Consider the following 14,543-nt stretch of genomic DNA (forward strand, 5'->3'; position numbering starts at 1 on the left):
CGCACAGACGCTCTGCAGCCTTGGCTAGACTTCTACAACAACCACCGGCCCCACGGCAGCCTCGGAGGCAACCCACCGATCAGCAGGTGCAACCAACCTACTGACTGAGTACATCTAGTCCGGTTTCGAGGGGTGCCGCCGGGGCGGAATGTGTCCTGCGGCCGCCGGATGAGAGGTGTGTCACGGGTTGTGTTACCGGCCGGTAAATACTGGCGAACACAGGGCCCTGAAACAGCAACTGCGGGGAAACCTGCCGGAAAAAGCGCAAGCCTACGCTGGGTCTCATCACAGAGTTCCGGCCGCCCGGCGGCCGCCAGCGAAAGGGCCAGCACATGTCCGCTCCGGCACCCTCCCAGTCCTCATCCACCGCAACCCGCATCGTCATCGCCGGTGCCGGACCCGCTGCCCAGGCCCTGGTGGCGCAACTGGACCGGGCCCGGTTCACCGGCACCATCACCGTGCTGAGCAACCGCGACGACGCCCCCGAGGAACTGCTGGAGCTGGCCATGCTCCCCCAGGTCTCCGTCCGGTTCGGCCAGCCCGCCAGCCACATCGACGCTGCCAACCGCACCGTGGCCACTGCTGACGGCATGGAATTCGCCTACGACCAGCTGGTGATTGCCACCGGATCAGCCCCCGTGGCCAGCCCGGTGGAGGGTGCCGCGCAGTGCCTGAGCTATGCCACCATCGACGACGCACCACGCGTCGCAAAGGGCGTGCAGAAGGTGGCCCGGGAGCTGGGCAGGCGCCCCGTGGGAATCCTGGTCGGGACCGGTGCGGCGGCAGGACAGGCCGAGGCAGTCCTGCGGGCCAAAGGCGTACGTCCCATCCGCACCACCGCCCGGCCGGCCGCCATCGTCCCTGCCGTTGTGTCCGGTCCAGCTTCCCGCGTATCCGCATCCGCGGTGGTCTTCGAAGACGGCAGCAGCATGACCGGGGACCTGGTCGTTTTAGCGGAGGAGCGCGTCTCCCGGGACGGCCTGGCGGCAAGCGCAGGCCTGCAGACGGCGGCAGCTGGCGGCATCGTCATCAGCCGCGACTACCGCACCTCGGTGCCGGGGATTTGGGCGATCGGGGACGCCGCAGCGTTCGACGGCGTGCGGCTGGGGCTGCTGGTGGCAGCCGCTTCGGCGGCGGGCACCTGTGCAACGCAACTGCTGTCGGCCGCTTCGGCTGCGCCGGCCCTGCAGGCGGCTGCCTGACGGGGTCACCTGCCGGCGGCTGTCTGACGGGGTCACCTGCAGGCGGCTGCCTGACGGGGTCACCTGCACGCAGTGCCTCCATGCTGGTGCCTGCTTTGGGTGCGCGCCGCTGTGACAAGATGGTTTCCGAAACCGAGTCAACGCCGGCCGCCAGGCCCTTTGAGAGGACCATCATGAGCAACGAAGCCACCGTGCACGCAGGCAACCCTGAGGCGGCCGGGGCCGCGAACATTGCCTCCTACATCGACCACACGCTGCTCAAGCCCGAAGCGTCGGAAGCTGACGTGCTGAAGGTCTGTGCAGAGGCGGCCGAGTACAAGTTCAAGTCCGTATGCGTGAACCCGATTTGGGTCAAGGCTGTTACCAAGGCGCTCAAGGGCTCGGGCGTCCTCACCTGCTCCGTGGTGGGCTTCCCCCTGGGGGCCACACCCACGGACGTGAAGTCGTTCGAAGCCCGCGGTGCGGTGCTGGACGGTGCCGATGAGGTGGACATGGTGATCAACATCGCCGCCGCACGGGCGAACGACAAGGGTGCCTTGACCGACGACATCGCAGGTGTGGCCGAGACCGTGCATGCGGGCGGGGCCATCCTGAAGGTCATCATCGAAACTGCCCTCCTGACAGACGAGCAAAAGGTGCTGGCCTGCCAGGCGGCGGTGGAAGGCGGAGCAGACTTCGTGAAAACCTCCACGGGCTTCAACGGCGGCGGCGCCACCGTGGAGGACGTAGCCCTGATGCGCAGGACAGTAGGCCCTGACCTGGGGGTCAAGGCCTCCGGTGGCGTACGGTCCCTGGCCGACGCGCAGGCTATGATTGCAGCAGGTGCAACACGAATTGGTGCCAGCTCCGGAATTGCCATTGTCAAGGGTGAACAGGGTTCAGCCGCCTACTGACCGGAACCGGAAGCCGCCACAGACCAAGCCCCGCGGGGCCGAGGAGGAACACATGTCCAGCCAGATCAACCCGTCCAGCCGGGACACGGCATCCAGCCAGGAACATGTCCGTACCCCGCAGAACGAAAACACCCTCGCGGGCAGCATTGTCCTCTTTGTGATCTGCTTCGCCCTGTTCCTGGGCTCCATCTACTCGCTGTCCTTCCTCAGCCTCGGCAACCCCTGGCCGATGGCCGTCTGCCTGGTCCTCTTCGCCCTGGCATTCTGGCTGCCGCAGACCATCTTCGGCCGCTCTGACTCAGCCGGCGAGCACTAACCCAAGTAGCTCGCAGTTGTTGTCGTTTTGAGGCTTCATAACGACAAGTACTGCCACCCAGTTGGGACAGGCAGCAACATCAGTACGGGCCCCGGACGCATCGTCCGGGGCCCGTTTTCGCGTCTGCTTTTTGGCTGCTAGAACCAGAGCCTGATCCAGGCACCCGCCGCAGCGGCCACACGGCCCCAGTGGTGCTGAGCGATGGCCCACCCGGCCATGGCCATGCCCACCATCGCGTAGGCGCTGACCGGGATCAGCACCAGCCACTCCCGCTTGGAACCCGCCCGCCCCAGGAGGGGTACGGACAAGGCGCCGTTGGCCCGCCATACGTTCCGCAGCAGGGGCATGCGGCGCAGCTTTTTGGGTGGCCGGACCACCAGGGGCCACAGCAGCGGCACTCCCCCGGTGGTGATGAGGTCGCCCACGATGTGCACCACAACCCCGATCAGCATCGAGGTGGGCAGCCATGTCCACTGCTCCGGCGCGTAGACGGTGACCAGGCCGGCCATGACCAACGCGAAGATCCAGTTCGAGATAAAGCCGCTTTTGGGAAAGAGTTTCAGCGCCTTCGCTGCGATGTTGATCAGGAACATGCACAGCAGGCCGGCGCCGACGGACAGTCGGCCCCAGCCGGTGTCCATGTGGACCTGGGATGCCAGGCCGGCCAGGAATACGAACGCCGCCGCCCCCAGAATGGAATGCGTGCCCTGCCGGTGGCCGCCGCTGGCGTTTTCAATGCCGCGCGCTATCGCGTTGGACAGCGGCGGCAGTGCATGGGCCACCGTGCTTGAACGGTGGTCCCAGTCGCAGACCAGGGCCGTGCCGGCAGTGGCCATGCCCCCGATGAGGATCCCGGTGGGATCAAGCGGGTACCAGCCCAGGGTGTAGGGGCCGGTGGACGCAACAGCTACCCACGCCGCGGCTCCAGACGCGGCGTGGTGTCCTCCCATCAAGTGCTAGCTCACCGCCAACGGAGCGTCGGAGAAGATGTTCCGGATCACGCCGTTGGCCCACTCCAGGATCTCGGCGTCCTGCAGGTCCCGGCCCCCGATCCGCGCCGTCTTGGGCTTTGGAATAAGCACCGCGTCCAGGGCAGGCTTGGACTGAGAGCCCGGGTACATCCGGTTCAGGCGCATGGTCTTGGACTCCGGCAGCGTGGCCGGGGAGAACTTGATGAAGTTGCCCTGGAGCGCAACGTCGGACAGGCCCGCTTCGCGGGCACCGACCCGGAACCGTGCCACGGCCACCAGGTTCTGGGCTGGCAGCGGAAGTTCGCCGTAGCGGTCCACGAGTTCTGCCTGCACCTCATCGATGGCCTCGTTGGTGAGGGCGGCCGCGAGCTTCCGGTAGGCCTCCAGGCGCAGCCGCTCGCCGGGAACGTAGTCGTGCGGCAGGTGCGCGTTGACCGGCAGCTCGATCTTCATCTCCGCGGCCTTTTCTACGGCTTCGCCGCGGAAGTCCGCCACGGCTTCGCCCACCAGGCGGATGTACAGGTCGAAGCCCACCCCTTGGATGTGGCCTGACTGTTCACCGCCCAGCAGGTTGCCGGCGCCGCGGATCTCCAGGTCCTTCATGGCCAGCTGCATGCCGGCACCCAGTTCGTTGTGCGCAGCAACGGCCTTGAGCCGTTCCAGCGCCACCTCGCCCAAGGGTTTTTCCGAGGGGTACAGGAAGTACGCATAGGCGCGTTCGCGGCCACGGCCCACACGGCCGCGAAGCTGGTGGAGCTGGGACAGGCCGTACTTGTCCGCACCGTCCACGATCAGGGTGTTGGCGTTGGAGATGTCCAGGCCGGTCTCGATGATGGTGGTGCACACCAGCACGTCGAAGCGCCGCTCCCAGAAGTCCACGATGATTTGCTCCAGGCGGCTCTCGGACATCTTGCCGTGCGCCACCTCCACCCGGGCCTCGGGCACCAGTTCGCGGATCTTGGCCGCGGTCCGCTCAATAGTGGACACCCGGTTATGCACCAGGAACACTTGGCCTTCGCGCATCAGCTCGCGGCGGATCGCGGCGGAGGTCTGCTTGTCCGTGTACGGGCCCACGTAGGTCAGCACCGGGTGCCGCTCCTCCGGCGGAGTAGCCAGGGTGGAGGTTTCGCGGATGCCCGTGAGGGACATTTCCAGGGTGCGGGGAATCGGGGTGGCGCTCATGGCCAGGACGTCCACGTTGGTGCGCATCTTCTTCAGCGCTTCCTTGTGCTCAACGCCGAACCGCTGTTCCTCGTCCACGATCACCAGGCCCAGGTCCTTGAACTCGAAGTCCTTGGCCAGCAGCCGGTGCGTGCCGATCACGATGTCCACGGCGCCGCTCTTGACGCCCTCCGCCGTTTCCTTCGCTTCCTTGGCCGTCTGGAACCGGGACAGCGGCTTCACCCGCAGGGGGAAGCCGGAGAACCGTTCGGTGAAGGTTTCGTAGTGCTGCTGGGCCAGCAACGTGGTGGGCACCAGCACGGCCACCTGCTTGCCGTCCTGCACCGCCTTGAACGCGGCCCGCACCGCGATCTCGGTCTTGCCGTAGCCCACATCGCCGGACACCAGCCGGTCCATGGGGATCTCCCTCTCCATGTCAGCCTTGACCTCGTTGATGGTGGTCAGCTGGTCCGGCGTCTCCACATAGGGGAACGCTTCCTCCAGTTCGCGCTGCCACGGAGTGTCGGGGCCGAAAGCATGGCCACGGGAGGCCATGCGGGCCGAGTACAGCCGGATCAGCTCGCCGGCGATCTCCTTGACGGCCTTGCGGGCCTTTGACTTGGTGCTGGCCCAGTCCGCGCCGCCCATCTTGCTCAGCACCGGGGTGTCGCCACCCACATAACGGGTCACCTGGTCCAGCTGGTCTGTAGGCACGAACAGGCGGTCGCCGGGCCCGCCGCGCTTGGCCGGCGCGTACTCCAGCACCAGGTATTCGCGCACGCCGTCGCCACCGCCGGCAACCCTGCGCTGGATCAGTTCCACGAACCGGCCAATGCCGTGCTGTTCGTGCACCACATGGTCCCCCGCCACCAACTGCAGTGGGTCGACAGCGTTGCGCCGCTTGGAGGGCATCCGCCGCATGTCCTTGGTGGACCCGGCGGAGGTGCGGCCCAGCAGGTCGGCTTCGGTGAGCAGGCCCAGCTTGAGCCCGTCCAGGACAAAACCACGGCCGACGGCGGCAGTGGTCACCTCGATGATGCCCGGCTGGGGTTCGTGGTCAAGGCTGTCCACCCGGGCACAGGGGATATCGTTTTCGTGGAACAGCTCGGCCAGGCGCTGGGCCGGACCGGGGCCTTCGGTGGCCACCACGATCCGCCACTGGTCGCGGACGTGCGAACCAATGAAATCCATCATTTCCGCCACATCGCCCTGGTAGCCGCGGGGCTCCCGGGCGTGCAGATTCAGCACGTCGATCTCGGGCAGCAACTCCGCGTCCTGCGCCAGGGACGTGATGGACCACCAGGACACCCCGTGCGCCAGGGACGACGAACGGGTTTCGGCCAGCGAGCGGAAGCTGGCCGAATGAAGCGCCGCGCTGGCCTGGGAGCTGAGGTCCAAAGGTGCCGCCCCGCCGTCGGACGCCGTGGACCACGCCGCCTCAAGGAATTCCTCGTTGGTGGCAGCGAGGTCGTGGGCGCGGGTGCGCACCTTCTCCGGTTCAATCACCACGGCGATGGAATCGGCCGGCAGCTGGTCCACGAACGGCACCATGGCATCCACCAGCACCGGGGCCAGGGATTCCATGCCTTCCACGGCGATGCCGCCGGCGATCTTCTCCAGCATGTCCGCCGCGGCAGGAAGCTGGGACTTCAGGGTGGCGGCGCGGGACATCACGGCAGGGGTGATGAGGATTTCACGGCAAGGAGGGGCGTGCAGTTCCGTGGGGTGGTGGATGCCGGGTGCGGACAGCGAGCGCTGGTCGGCGACGGCAAACCATCGCATCTGGTCCACCTCGTCGCCGAAAAACTCCACGCGGATGGGGTGGTCTTCGGTGGGCGGGAAGACGTCGATGATGCCGCCGCGGACAGCGAACTCGCCGCGGTGGGTCACCATGTCCACCCGGGCGTATGCGGCGTCGGCCAGGCTCCTCACCACGTCGGTGAACGGAATGTCCTGGCCCACCTTCAGCGTGACCGGAACCAGGTCGCCCAGGCCGGCCACCACCGGCTGGACCACGGCGCGGACGGGCGCGACGACGACGCGCAGCCGGCCCGCCGTCGAGCTTTCCGGATGTGCCAGCCGGCGCAGAACGGAGAGCCGGCGGCCAACGGTGTCGGAACGGGGCGAAAGCCGCTCATGCGGGAGGGTCTCCCAGCTGGGGAACTCAGCCACGGAATCCGCCGGAAGGTAGGCGCGCAGGGCGGCGGACAGGTCTTCTGCCTCGCGGCCTGTCGCCGTCACCGCCAGCACTACGCCCGGGCCCGCGCCGTCCGGGTTCTCTGTCTGGGCGGCAGCCGCAAGCCCATCCGCCATCTCGGCCAACAGCACCGGGCGCAGGCCGGCCGGAGCACTGATCTGGTAATCCTGGCCGCGGACGGCAAAGCCCCGGGCGGCCTCGGCGCGGACGCGCGCGAAGGTCGTATCCGGCTCAAGTGCGCGGCGCAGGCCGTCCAGCGAAGGAGTGCTGGAGGTGCCCGTGCTGGATGTGCCGGCTGCGGACTGGCCGGGAAGACTCATGGTGAAAGCTCCTGTGGTGTTCATCAAGGACAAGCAGGCAACACGAAAGCCCGAAATTCGCTGCGAATCCCGGGTACTCCCAGCCTACCGCGCAGGAACGACATGGCAGCGCGGCACCAACCCCGGTGGGAATACATGCAGGGTGGCAGGGCACGGGCGCTGTAGCGTGGGCGCTTTGGGCCTGGGTATTTTGGTCAGAGTATTTTGGCCGGTGCAGCAGTCCGGAGGGGGCCGCCGCTCCGAACCACCAGGGACGAAATCGGGCCACGACCGCCAGGTGCCAGGACGAACAGGAGCCAGCATGACCGATATGAATGCCCAGGCAACACCCAAGCACGCAACACCAAAGAGCGTCCTTGTCACCGGTGCCACAGGCTACATCGGCGGACGGCTTGTACCCCGGCTGCTGGAGGCAGGCCACCAGGTGAAGGTGCTGGTCCGCTCCCCTGACAAGATCGCCGGGGTCCCGTGGCGCGACAAAGTGGAGGTGGTGGAAAGCAGCCTTGACGACGGCGACGCCCTCCGCGAAGCCCTTTCCGGCGTCGACGTCTTCTATTACCTGGTGCACTCCATGGCCGCGGGCGCGGGATTCGAAGCGAAGGAAAAGGCAATGGCTGCCACCGCGGCGGAGGCCGCGGCCGCCGCCGGGGTGGGCCGGATCGTGTACTTGGGCGGGCTGCACCCGCAGGACGTAAAGCTCTCCACCCACATGCGGTCGCGGGAAGCAGTGGGCAAGGTTTTCCTGGACAGCCCGGTGGACGCCATCGTGTTCCAGGCCGGGGTGGTGATCGGGTCCGGCTCCGCCTCCTTCGAGATGATCCGCCACCTCTCCGAAACACTGCCGCTGATGCCGGCTCCCAGCTGGGTACGCAACAGGATCGAGGCCATTGCCGTACGGGACGTGCTGTATTACCTGGTGTCCGCCGCCTCGCTCGAAGGCCCGATCAACCGGACCTTCGACATCGGCTGCCGGCAGGTGCTCACTTACGCGGGGATGATGAAGGAGTATGCCGCGGAAGCGGGCCTGCCGTACCGGGTGGTGCTGGCGCTGCCGGTCCCGGCTCCCAAGCTGGCAGGCATGTGGGTGGCGCTGACCACCCCCATTCCCCTCTCCATGGCCGTGCCCCTGGTGCAGTCGCTGCAGCATGACGCGGTGTCCAACGAGCATGACATCGACCAGTACATTCCACAGCCCGACGGTGGCCTGACCCCCTACCGGACGGCGGTGGCCCTGGCGCTGGGCAAGGAGCGGGACGGCCAGGTGGAAACCACCTGGGCCAGCGCCGGCGCCGACTCCGATCCCCTTCCCAGCGACCCCGAGTGGGCAGGGCACAAGGTGTACATCGACGAGCGGACCTTCCACGGGGACGTGGACCCGGCACATGTCTGGACCATTATCGAGGGCATCGGCGGGCGCAACGGCTGGTATTCGCTGCCCCTGGCCTGGCAGGTCCGGGGGTGGCTGGACAAGCTCACGGGCGGCGCCGGGCTGCTGCGGGGCCGCCGGCACCCCCACACGCTGGCAGCCGGAGAAGTGGTGGACTGGTGGCGGGTGGAGCGGATCGAGCGCGGAAAGCTGCTGCGGCTGCGGGCTGAGATGCGGGCACCGGGACGGGCATGGCTGGAGCTGTCCGTGGAGCCCGACGGCGGCGGCAGCCGGTACCGGCAGCGCGCCATCTTCTTCCCCAAAGGCCTGAGCGGACGGCTCTACTGGCTGGCCGTACTTCCCTTCCACAGCCTGATCTTCCCGGCCATGGCACGGAACATCACAGCGGCGGCGCAGAAATTGGCCGATGCGGACCGGGCCGGGGTAACCCCGTAGGATGTTGGAGGCGTAAATCCTTTCCCCACGTCCCAGGAGGACCCATGGCGCTGAGCGCAACCACCACCCTTCCGCACTCCGTTGACAGCGTTGCCGCTGTGCTGGTGAACGAGGATTTCCAGCGCCACGTCAGCCAGCTGGTGGGCGGCAGCCTGGAGTCCTTCACCCTTGACGGGGACATTGCAGGAGCCTTCAACACCACGTCCGTGCGCACCCTTCCCACCACGCGGCTCCCTGAGATCGCCCGCAAGTTTGTTGGTGAGCACCTCAAGGTGACCCAGGTGGAAAACTGGGAAGCCCCCGCCGCGGACGGCTCACGCCAGAGCAACATCTCGCTGAAGATCGCCGGCGCCCCCGTGGACGTCACCGCCGTCCAGCGGCTCGTGGCCGACGCCGGCGGAACCCGAGTGGAGCTGGAGGGCGCCGTGAAGTCCTCCGTCCCGTTCCTGGGCGGCAAGATCGCCGATGCGGCCGAACCGATGGTGGCCAAGGCACTGAACCTGCAGGCCGCACAGGCCCAGGCCTGGCTGGAAAGCCACTAGCCCATGCAACTTCCGGTCTTCGCTGCGCTGGTCCTCATCGTCGCCGGCGTCTGGTCCCTGGTGGTCTGGCCGCAGTTCCTGCGCCGCGTCATGAAGGATCCGCGTGCCCGCGACGCCGCCGGCAAGGCAACGAAGTTCCTGACCGTCCATGTGGTGCTGGTGAGCATCTCGATGGTGCTGGGACTTGCCACTGCCGTGATCGGCGTCCTCGGCCTGCTGGGCTGACCACGCACACGATACAGCCCGGGCCTTCCTTCTGCTGAGGGAGGACCCGGGCTGTTTGCTTTGCTGCTCAGGCTGCCTGGTTGAGGGCGTCCTCGGCGGCGACCCAGGAAATCATGGCGCACTTGACCCGGGCGGCATAGCGGGCCACTCCTTCGAACGCTGCCGCATCACCCAGCAGTTCAGGATCGGCATGGACCTTGCCCCGCGAGCGCAGCACTTCCCGGAAACTGTCGATAACCTCATGCAACTCCGCCACTGACATGCCCTCGGCGAGGTCGGTGAGGACCGAGGCGGAGGCCATGGAGATGGAGCAGCCGGCCCCGTCCCAGGCAATCTGGGCCACCTTGCCGTCCTGGACGGCAAGCCGGAGGGTCACTTCGTCCCCGCACACCGGGTTGAGCTGGTGTGACTGGCCGGTGGAGCTGCCCTGGGGTGCGTCGGTGGCGGCGAGCCCGCTGCCGTGGCGGGCCTTGGAATGGTCCAGGATGATCTGCTGGTACAGCTGGTCAAGGCTCATGTGTCAACTTTCATGGTCTGCGCTAGGCGCGGAAGTAGGCCCGGACGCCGGCAACGGCTTCAAGGAAGCGGTCCACGTCGTCAGTGGTGTTGTACAGGTAGGCGCTGGCCCGGGTGGTGGCGGTCAGTCCGAGCCGGCGGTGCAGCGGCTGGGCGCAGTGGTGTCCTACACGGACGGCGATTCCCTGGGAGTCCAGGAACTGCCCCACGTCGTGGGCGTGGACACCCTCGACGTCGAACGCGGCGAGGCCGATCCGTTCCTTCCCGGCGGCGGGGCCCAGGACCCGGATGCCGGAGATGCCTTCGAGCCCGGCCACCATGCGCTGGCCCAGTTCGGCCTCCCACCGGTGGATCCGGTCAAGTCCGGTTTCAGTGAGGTAGTTGGCAGCGGCGGCCAAGGCCACTGCCTGGGAAATGCGCTGCGTACCTGCCTCGAAGCGCTGGGGCGCCGGAAGGTACTCGGCCCGTTCCATGGTGACGGTGGTAATCATCGATCCGCCCGTCAGGAACGGCGGCAGAATATCAAGGAGTTCCTGCCGTCCATAGAGCACACCAATCCCCGTGGGAGCCAGCATCTTGTGGCCGGAGAACACCGCAAAGTCCACCCCGAGTTCCTTGACGTCCAAGGGCAGGTGCGGGGCGGACTGGCAGGCGTCCAGGACCACCAGGGCGCCTGCGGTGTGGCCGAGGGCCGTCAGTTCCCTAACCGGGTTGATGATCCCCAGGACATTGGAAGCGTGCGTGAAAGCCAGGACCTTGGTGCGCGGGCCGATGATTGCCGCAGCCTGGTCCATGCGGAGGCTGCCCTGATCGTCAATGGGGATGTAGCGCAGCGTGGCCCCGGTCCGGAACGCCAGTTCCTGCCAGGGGATGAGGTTGGCGTGGTGCTCCATTTCTGTGACCACAATCTCGTCGCCCGGGTTCAGGGCCAGGTCTTTGAGCCCCTGGTCACCGCGTCCCTGGGCGGCCCACAGCCCGGCAGTGGAAAGTGAATAGGAAAGAAGGTTCAGTCCTTCCGTGGCGTTGGACGTCCACACCGTCTCCGCATAGTCCGCACCGATGAAGTCGGCAATGGTTTGCCGGGCGTCCTCGAATACTTCGGTGGCCTCCACGGCAAGATGGTGGGCGCCACGGTGAACAGCGGCATTGCGCTGCTCGTAGAATTCCTGTTCGGCCTCGATGACGCTCACGGGGTTTTGCGATGTAGCGCCCGAGTCGAGATAGACCAGGGGCTGTCCGTTGACCAGTTGGTTGAGGACCGGGAAGTCGTTGCGGATTCGCAGCACCTCGGCGTTGTCCATGACAGGTACGGCACGTTCCAGCGTGGCTGGCGTTGATACTAAGGCCAAAACGAACTCCTTGGGCTGTCAATGGCTGACACCCAATTGTCCCACACACGGCTGTGGCGGCCGCCCGGGAGGGGCCGCCGCCACCGCTGCCCCGGGCTTCAGCCGAGGGAACAGAGGGCCGGCGACGGCTGGGGGGAGAGTCTCGGTCTCAGAAGACTCTGACGTCGCCGGCCCCGTCTGTGCCCGGTCCATCGCGGACCGGAAATTGAAAGGGCTCAATGTCCTGTTGGCTGCTCCGCGGCCTCGAGCCTGCCGCTTTGCTTTGCCTCCTTAAGTAAATCCCGCAGTGCCACCCTGTACACGAGTAGGGTGTACTCGAATCCGGGCGGCTGCACTACCGGGGCGCCGCAAAGCCACCTGCATGCAGCGGATGATGCCCGCAGGGTCCCAGGTACTGCAGCGGGACGGGCAGGACGCAGGGCAGGCCGGGGGGCAGGAGTCCGACGCCGGGCTGGCAGCAGGGTGCCGGAGGGCAGTGGGCGAGGACGCGAGCGGCAGCTGCCCGGCGCCGGGACCTACTTGGGCAGCGCCGACTCCAGCTCATCGCGGCTGCGGACCCCGAGCTTAACATAGGTGCGGTACAGGTGGCCTTCCACCGTCCTGACCGAAACCATCAGCCGCTGCGCGATCTCCCGGTCGGTAAGGCCCTGCACGGCCAGCTCGACGATGTCCTGTTCCCTCCGGGTAAGGCGGACTGTCGGGGCCGCGGCGATGAACCGTCCTTCCCGGAACCGCTCGCCCAGCTCGTGGTCGCACTTCTCGCGCTGGGCAACGGCCTGCCGGGACCGGCGGCGTTCCCCGGCCTGCTCCAGCACGGTGCTGGCACGGGCGTAGGCTTCGCGGGCCAGGTTGACAAAGCCTGCCTCCTCCAGCGAGGCAGCCGTTGCCATGAGGGTGTCACCGTCGGCGTTTTCCCACGCGGTGGCCAGCGTCAGCAGTGCTTCCGCCCACCGGCCCTCCACGCCGCGCGCCGCTGCCTGCACCATGGGGACCACTGAGGGATCCCCGAGGTCCCAACACATGGCCAGGATCTCAAGGAGGTTTCCAGTGCGCGCGGAGGCTTCCGTGGTGGTCATCAACGTCTGCAGGGCGGCCAAGCCTTTTCCGTCACGGGCAAGGTATTCACCCGCCGCCGCCACATAGGCTGCCGCCAAAAGGTCATGGGCGGGCCAGCCGGCAGCAGCGTCCTTGTGGTCCTGTTCCAGGCGTTTGGCCTGTTCAGCATCGCCGAGCCGGGCCGCAGCATAAAACCCCAGGGCTGTGCCAAAGCGGTACAGCTGCAGCGGGTCGTTCAGCCTCAGCGCTTCCACTGCCGGCAGCAGGACCTGGTAGGCGCGCTCCATCCTCCCCTGCCGCAGCAGCGAGTAGCCCTGAAGCACCTGCAGGCTCCCGTTGAAGGTGGCCGCGGCCGGGGCATGCCCGGCGGCGTAGTGGTTAATCTCCCGCTCTGCGGACTCCCATTCACCCATGGCCAGGTAGTCGGAAACGAGCCGTCCCAGCACGAACTCGGGAAAGAAGAACAGGCTGCCTTCAAGGGGCGGAAGTTCCGAGGCTGCCAGCAGGGCGGCCTCCAGCCCTTGGACGGGCCGTCCGGCCGAGGCGAGGGCATGGGCCAGGAGGCCTTCAGCCAGCACACGGAGCGGTTCTCCGCCGGTGGCTGCCGGGGGTCCCTTCCTGATCCTGTCCACCTGGTCATTGAGCGCCTGGAAATCCACTTCCGCTCCAAGCTGGAGCAGGTGCAGGAGTTCCTCCTGCCAGTCCTTCACGCTGCTGCCGGCAGCCGCGACGCGCTTTTCGACGTCTTCCGCCACCACTGCCAGAGGATGGCCGATGGCCTGGTGCGCCGAAACCCGGAGCAACAGAACGGCCGGGCCCTGCGGGTCTTCGGCCAGCGGAAGCCAGCATTCGTCAAGCAGTGCCGCGGCTTCCGCGTAAGCCCCTTCGTTGTACAGCGCACGTGCCTGGACCGCCTGGGCCAGGGGAACCAGCGGGGGCCTGTGGACCCGGGCCGCAATGGTCCGTGCGCTGTGGTTGTGGAACCGAAGCAGGGCGTCCCTGGCCGCCGCCAGCATCTCGTCGTCGCTGACCCGGACCCCACACTCAAGGGCCCACTCCACGGACCGCAACCGGCCTTCCCCCTGCAGCAGGGTGGGGTCCTGGCGCGCCTTGACCTTCTCCAGCAGCTGCAGGCTGCGGGAGACCGAAACGGTATGCCTGATGGCGCCGGCGAAGAGCCCGTTCCAAATGGAAAGCTCAGCCGGAATACCGGGTGCTTCAATGATCATCTGCTGGTCCAGCAGGGAGCGGACTACTGCTGCCCCGCTGATGTCCTCGATGACTTTCCTGCCCACGGGCCCGGCAAGGGCAATGAGCTTTAGTGCTTCCTGTTCCTCCGGCCGCCGCCGAAGGTGGTCTTTGGCGACCACCGCTGCCAGCCGTGCCCCGTCGCACGGGAGGGAGCCCAGGAGCATCCAGATTCCGTTGCGTTTAACCAGGACCCCCGCTTCGGCGGAGTCATGGAGCAGGGCATCGAGGATCCGGGGATTGCCGCCGGTCGCGTTCCACATGGCGTCCACCGTGGCACCAGGGACGGTCCCGTCCAGGGCATGGGCCAGGACCTCCTCGATTTGTTCACGGTTGAGGGGGCGGAGGTCGACACGTTCGGCAAGGCCGTCATACCAGAGCTGGTCGAGCGGCTGCGGCAGTCCCGGCCGGGGCCTGGCCGCCGCCACCACGGTGGCCCATCCTGCCGAAATCACCTCGGCCAGGATGCCGGCAGATGCGTCATCGAGGTGGTGCGCATCGTCCACCGCGATCAGGACGGATCCCGTGCTGCCGGCCTTCAGTTTCTCGAAGTAGGACCACATCGAACGGAGCACTGCGACCGGCGAGACGGACTCTTCAGCCGTCAGCTCGCCCGTGTAAGGGGTGAGGACCCCGAACGGCACGGCGGCCAGGGCCGAACTGGCGTGGATCCGCACAATGTTCGTGGTCCCGGCGAGGCGTTCCGTGACGGCGTCAGTCACGGC

At 67.1% G+C, this 14,543-nt stretch carries 12 protein-coding genes; 7 read left to right on the forward strand and 5 right to left on the reverse strand.

Annotated features, from left to right (window positions below; all coding sequences use genetic code 11):
• Positions 1-12 precede the first annotated feature (12 nt).
• The 4 genes from ACETK3_RS19955 to ACETK3_RS19970 all read left to right on the forward strand — a co-directional run bounded on the left by ACETK3_RS19955 (position 13) and on the right by ACETK3_RS19970 (position 2,411).
• On the forward strand, positions 13-108 hold the full coding sequence (locus tag ACETK3_RS19955; protein ID WP_373993271.1) for a hypothetical protein: 96 nt from the start codon (positions 13-15) through the stop codon (positions 106-108).
• 224 nt (positions 109-332) lie between these two features.
• A complete protein-coding gene (locus tag ACETK3_RS19960; RefSeq protein WP_236801753.1) occupies positions 333-1,202 on the forward strand; it encodes an FAD-dependent oxidoreductase in 870 nt (289 codons plus the stop codon).
• Between the two features lie 173 nt (positions 1,203-1,375).
• Entirely contained in the window at positions 1,376-2,095 is a 720-nt protein-coding gene (deoC, locus tag ACETK3_RS19965) for a deoxyribose-phosphate aldolase (RefSeq protein ID WP_236801752.1), read from the forward strand.
• A 52-nt stretch (positions 2,096-2,147) separates the two neighbouring features.
• Entirely contained in the window at positions 2,148-2,411 is a 264-nt protein-coding gene (locus tag ACETK3_RS19970) for a hypothetical protein (protein WP_236801751.1), read from the forward strand.
• 137 nt (positions 2,412-2,548) lie between these two features.
• Here ACETK3_RS19970 and ACETK3_RS19975 read toward each other — a convergent pair whose 3' ends face one another.
• The gene (locus tag ACETK3_RS19975) at positions 2,549-3,361 is read right to left on the reverse strand and encodes a metal-dependent hydrolase (RefSeq protein ID WP_373993465.1); all 813 of its coding nucleotides are present in this window, start codon (positions 3,359-3,361) and stop codon (positions 2,549-2,551) included.
• Positions 3,362-3,367: 6 nt separating this feature from the next.
• Positions 3,368-7,060, reverse strand: coding sequence for a transcription-repair coupling factor (mfd, locus tag ACETK3_RS19980; RefSeq protein ID WP_373993466.1), 3,693 nt, complete (start codon positions 7,058-7,060; stop codon positions 3,368-3,370).
• Between the two features lie 301 nt (positions 7,061-7,361).
• Between mfd and ACETK3_RS19985 the strand changes: the two genes are divergently transcribed.
• From ACETK3_RS19985 to ACETK3_RS19995, 3 genes are read left to right on the forward strand one after another with little or no spacing between them, the layout of a single operon-like run.
• The gene (locus ACETK3_RS19985; protein ID WP_236821638.1) at positions 7,362-8,882 is read left to right on the forward strand and encodes an SDR family oxidoreductase; all 1,521 of its coding nucleotides are present in this window, start codon (positions 7,362-7,364) and stop codon (positions 8,880-8,882) included.
• 44 nt (positions 8,883-8,926) lie between these two features.
• The gene (locus ACETK3_RS19990; RefSeq protein WP_142130626.1) at positions 8,927-9,424 is read left to right on the forward strand and encodes a DUF2505 domain-containing protein; all 498 of its coding nucleotides are present in this window, start codon (positions 8,927-8,929) and stop codon (positions 9,422-9,424) included.
• A gap of 3 nt (positions 9,425-9,427) precedes the next feature.
• The gene (locus ACETK3_RS19995) at positions 9,428-9,649 is read left to right on the forward strand and encodes an SCO4848 family membrane protein (RefSeq protein ID WP_142130627.1); all 222 of its coding nucleotides are present in this window, start codon (positions 9,428-9,430) and stop codon (positions 9,647-9,649) included.
• 67 nt (positions 9,650-9,716) lie between these two features.
• Here the strand turns inward: ACETK3_RS19995 and sufU are convergent, their stop codons facing one another.
• The 3 genes from sufU to ACETK3_RS20010 all read right to left on the reverse strand — a co-directional run bounded on the left by sufU (position 9,717) and on the right by ACETK3_RS20010 (position 14,540).
• On the reverse strand, positions 9,717-10,166 hold the full coding sequence (sufU, locus tag ACETK3_RS20000) for a Fe-S cluster assembly sulfur transfer protein SufU (RefSeq protein ID WP_236801746.1): 450 nt from the start codon (positions 10,164-10,166) through the stop codon (positions 9,717-9,719).
• Between the two features lie 22 nt (positions 10,167-10,188).
• The gene (locus ACETK3_RS20005) at positions 10,189-11,514 is read right to left on the reverse strand and encodes a SufS family cysteine desulfurase (protein ID WP_237430148.1); all 1,326 of its coding nucleotides are present in this window, start codon (positions 11,512-11,514) and stop codon (positions 10,189-10,191) included.
• Positions 11,515-12,029: 515 nt separating this feature from the next.
• Positions 12,030-14,540: a helix-turn-helix transcriptional regulator gene (locus tag ACETK3_RS20010; RefSeq protein ID WP_306970411.1), complete on the reverse strand. Its 2,511-nt coding sequence runs from the start codon at positions 14,538-14,540 to the stop codon at positions 12,030-12,032.
• Positions 14,541-14,543: the final 3 nt, after the last annotated feature.

The sequence above is a fragment of the Arthrobacter sp. E44 genome (assembly GCF_041877125.1).
Classification (GTDB): Bacteria; Actinomycetota; Actinomycetes; order Actinomycetales; family Micrococcaceae; genus Arthrobacter.

Coding starts and splice junctions, on each gene's coding strand:
- deoC (WP_236801752.1), top strand. CDS start 1,376: ATGAGCAACGAAGCCACCGTGCACGCAGGCAACCCTGAGGCGGCCGGG.
- mfd (WP_373993466.1), bottom strand. CDS start 7,060: ATGAGTCTTCCCGGCCAGTCCGCAGCCGGCACATCCAGCACGGGCACC.
- ACETK3_RS19985 (WP_236821638.1), top strand. CDS start 7,362: ATGACCGATATGAATGCCCAGGCAACACCCAAGCACGCAACACCAAAG.
- sufU (WP_236801746.1), bottom strand. CDS start 10,166: ATGAGCCTTGACCAGCTGTACCAGCAGATCATCCTGGACCATTCCAAG.
- ACETK3_RS19990 (WP_142130626.1), top strand. CDS start 8,927: ATGGCGCTGAGCGCAACCACCACCCTTCCGCACTCCGTTGACAGCGTT.
- ACETK3_RS19975 (WP_373993465.1), bottom strand. CDS start 3,361: ATGGGAGGACACCACGCCGCGTCTGGAGCCGCGGCGTGGGTAGCTGTT.
- ACETK3_RS19970 (WP_236801751.1), top strand. CDS start 2,148: ATGTCCAGCCAGATCAACCCGTCCAGCCGGGACACGGCATCCAGCCAG.
- ACETK3_RS19960 (WP_236801753.1), top strand. CDS start 333: ATGTCCGCTCCGGCACCCTCCCAGTCCTCATCCACCGCAACCCGCATC.
- ACETK3_RS19995 (WP_142130627.1), top strand. CDS start 9,428: ATGCAACTTCCGGTCTTCGCTGCGCTGGTCCTCATCGTCGCCGGCGTC.